A 3,375-nucleotide genomic window follows, 5' to 3' on the forward strand; every position below is an offset into this window, starting at 1 on the left:
CGGGCCCCGACCTGGGCGTGCGCTTCCCGGGCGGCTCGCTGCCGGCCCGGGCCGCCGTCCGCGACGAGGCCACGATCATGGTGCTGACCACCCACGCCGACGACGACCCGGCCCGGCTCGCCGCCGGGGAGGCGGCCGGGGTCGTGCTGCTCGCCGCCACCGCACTCGGTCTCTCGACCTGCCCGCTCTCGCGGGTGCTGGAAACCTCGCGGACCCGGGCGGACCTGGCCCGCCAGGTCCTGCGCACCGCCGACCACCCGCAGCTGCTGCTGCGCGTCGGCCGGGCCCAGGACGACGCGGAGCTGCCGGAGACACCGCGCCGGAGCCCCGCCGACGTCCTGCTGCACTGACCGCCGCACCGGCTGCCGCGCCGGCGTCCCGGTGACGGGGAGCACCCGGGCGCCGGGACCTTCGGCCCGCCCGGTGTGCCCGGAACGCCGGTTAGCCTCGGTCCGACGACGACCCGGCCCCGGAGGACGACCATGACGATCTCGGTGTTCCTGCTCGACGACCACGAGATCGTCCGCCGCGGGCTGGCCCAGCTGCTCGGCATGGAGGACGACATCGAGATCGTCGGCGAGGCCGCGACCGCGGGGCAGGCCCTCGCCCGCGTCCCCGCCCTGCGCCCGGACGTCGCACTGCTCGACGTCCGGCTGCCCGACGGCGACGGCGTCTCGGTGTGCCGCGACCTGCGCTCCGCGGTCGTCCCACCGCCGGCCTGTCTGATGCTGACCTCGTACTCCGACGACGAGGCACTGTTCGGCGCGATCATGGCCGGGGCCGCCGGGTACCTGCTCAAGCAGGTCGCGGGCGTCGACCTCGTGGGAGCCGTGCGCACGGTCGCGGACGGCGGTTCACTGCTCGACCCGCGGGCGACCGCCGCGGTGCTGCAGCGGCTGCGCACCGGCGGCTCCGACGCCGACGCCGACCCCCGCTACGACACCCTCAGCCCACAGGAACAGCGGATCCTCGGGCTCGTCGCCGACGGGCTCACCAACCGTCAGATCGGCGCCACCCTGCACCTGGCCGAGAAGACCGTGAAGAACTACGTGTCCTCGATCCTGCACAAGCTCGGGTTCTCCCGGCGCACCGAGGCCGCCGTCTACGCGGTCGAGCGCCGCCACGAGCACTGACCCGCTCAGTCCAGCGGGACCCGCCACCGCAGCCGGGTGCCGCCCGTCGCGACACGCTCGGCGACCGAGGTGCCGCCGAGCTCGGCGGCCCGGTCGGCGAGGTTGCGCAGTCCGCCGCGCCGGCCCGTGGGCGCGATGCCGCAGCCGTCGTCGGTGACCTCCACGGTCAGCTCCTGCCCGGCGTCCACCGACACGTGCAACGTGCTCGCACCGGAGTGGCGGACCGCGTTCGACACGGCCTCGCGCACCACGGCCAGCAGGTGCACGCCGACCTGCGCGGGCACGACGGTGTCGATCGGTCCCGCGGTGTCGACGGTCGCGTCGATCCCCGATGCGGCCGTCGCCTGCGCGACCACGTCGAGCAGCTGCCGCCGCAGACCGCCCTCCTGCTGATCCGCGGTGTGCAGGTCGAAGATCGAGGTGCGGATGTCGCGGACCGTGCGGTCCAGCTCGCCGACGGCCTGCTCGACCTGCTCGCGCACCCCGCCGCCCGCGGGGTCGTGGCCGAGGCGGCGCAGCGAGCCCTGCAGCGTGAGGCCGACCGCGAACAACCGTTGGATGACGTGGTCGTGCAGGTCGCGGGCGATACGGTCGCGGTCGGCGAGCACCGCGACCTCGCGCTGGGTCCGTTGCTTCTCCTCCAGCTCCAGGGCCAGCGCCGCCTGCTCCGCGAACGACACCAGCAGCGGCACCTCCGACGGCCGGAACGGCGGATCGCCGGGGGCACGGCGGGCGACCAGGACCCCGCTCACCCGGGCCATGGCCCCCATCGGCACTGCGACCACCGGCCCGCTGGCGCCGTCACCGCTGACCGCGGTCTCGGAGACGTCGGCCAGGACCGGCTGACGGAGCTCGACGGCCCGGTGCAGGAGTGCGTTCTCCGGGCCGCCGACGAGCGGCGGGCGGCCCGCGGTCGCGCCCTCCCGGAAACCGCCGTCGTGGTCGGGGCCCAGCGCGAGCAGCGTCCCGTCGGCGCGGGACAGCTCCAGGCTGCGCCGGGCGATGAGCGCGAGCGTGTCGGCCTCGCCGGTTCCGGCCAGCACCTCTCCGCGGATCTCGGCCAGCGCCTCCAGCCACTGCTGCCGGAGCAGGCCCTGTTCGAACAGGTCGGCGTTCTGCACGGCGATCCCGGCCGCGGCGGCGAGCGCCATCAGGATCAGCTCGTCGTCGGCGGTGAACTCGGTGCCGGTGCGCTTCTCGGTGAGGTAGAGGTTGCCGTAGACGGCGTCACGGACCCGCACGGGGACGCCGATGAAACTGCGCATCGGCGGGTGGTGCGGCGGGAAGCCGACGGAGGCCGGGTGCGTCGACAGGTCCTGCAGGCGCAACGGCCGGGGGTCGGCGATCAGCTGGCCGAGCAGGCCACGGCCCTCGGGCGGGCGCCCCAGCGCGGTACGGGTCGCCTCGTCCAGGCCGACGTCGATGAAGCGGGCGATGCTGCCGTCCGGGGCGAGCACCCCCAGCGCACCGTAGCGGGCGTCGACCAGGTCGACCGCGGACTGCACGATCCGCTGCAGCGTGGTGTCCAGCTCGAGGCCTGCCGCGACCCCGAGCACCGCGTCGAGCAGCCGCTGCGTCCGGCGCCGGGTGGAGGCGATCTCGGCGAGACGCTCCTGCACCTCGGCGATGAGGTGGTCCAGGCGCAGCCCGGCCAGGATCCCGGAGATCTCCCCGGTCCCGTCACCGGCGTCGTCGGTCGTCACTGGCACCGCCTCCCCGGGGAGGCCGCGTCCCGGGCCGCCCCACCCCGACGATACGGCCGTCGAGGACCGGGACCTTCGCACCTGTCCGACCGGAACCGGCAGCGCCGACCATCGCCCCCGCAGGCACCGGTGAACGCCCGGTCCCGGGAAGGACGCACATCATGGACACCGTCGGTGCGGACGCGCCGGTCACCCCGATTCTCGGTCTCGACGCCGCGACGACCGCCCGGGTGCTGGCCACGGCGGGTCGGGCGCCGTCGCTGCACAACGCCCAGCCGTGGCGGTTCCGGACCGGCGCCGACCACGTCGAGCTGCGGGCCGACCCCGCGCGACGGCTGCCGGTCGCCGACCCGACCGACCGCGAGCTGCGGATCGGCTGCGGGGCGGCGCTGTACTCGCTGCGTCTCGCGCTGGCCGGGGCCGGGATCCGCCCGCTCGTCACCCGCCTCCCCGACCCGTCGGACCCGGAGCTGCTGGCGGTGGTCCGTCGTGGCGCGGCGATGCCGCCCACCCCCGAGCAGCGACGGCTGCTGGAGGCG

General features: G+C 75.6%; 2 protein-coding genes and 2 pseudogenes. 3 read left to right on the forward strand and 1 reads right to left on the reverse strand.

The annotated features are described in order from the left end of the window. Both GTW08_RS10475 and GTW08_RS10480 read left to right on the forward strand, forming a co-directional pair. Positions 1 to 350: pseudogene (locus GTW08_RS10475) on the forward strand (nitroreductase family protein); the annotation flags it as partial. A 132-nt stretch (positions 351 to 482) separates the two neighbouring features. After that, the gene (locus GTW08_RS10480; protein WP_161151828.1) at positions 483 to 1,133 is read left to right on the forward strand and encodes a response regulator; all 651 of its coding nucleotides are present in this window, start codon (positions 483 to 485) and stop codon (positions 1,131 to 1,133) included. Positions 1,134 to 1,138: 5 nt separating this feature from the next. Here GTW08_RS10480 and GTW08_RS10485 read toward each other — a convergent pair whose 3' ends face one another. After that, positions 1,139 to 2,836, reverse strand: a complete 1,698-nt coding sequence (locus GTW08_RS10485; RefSeq protein WP_161151829.1) for a GAF domain-containing protein — start codon at positions 2,834 to 2,836, stop codon at positions 1,139 to 1,141. Between the two features lie 161 nt (positions 2,837 to 2,997). Between GTW08_RS10485 and GTW08_RS10490 the strand changes: the two are divergent. Beyond that, positions 2,998 to 3,375: pseudogene (locus tag GTW08_RS10490) on the forward strand (nitroreductase); the annotation flags it as partial.

The organism is Pseudonocardia sp. SID8383 (assembly GCF_009864975.1).
GTDB lineage: Bacteria > Actinomycetota > Actinomycetes > Mycobacteriales > Pseudonocardiaceae > Pseudonocardia > Pseudonocardia alni.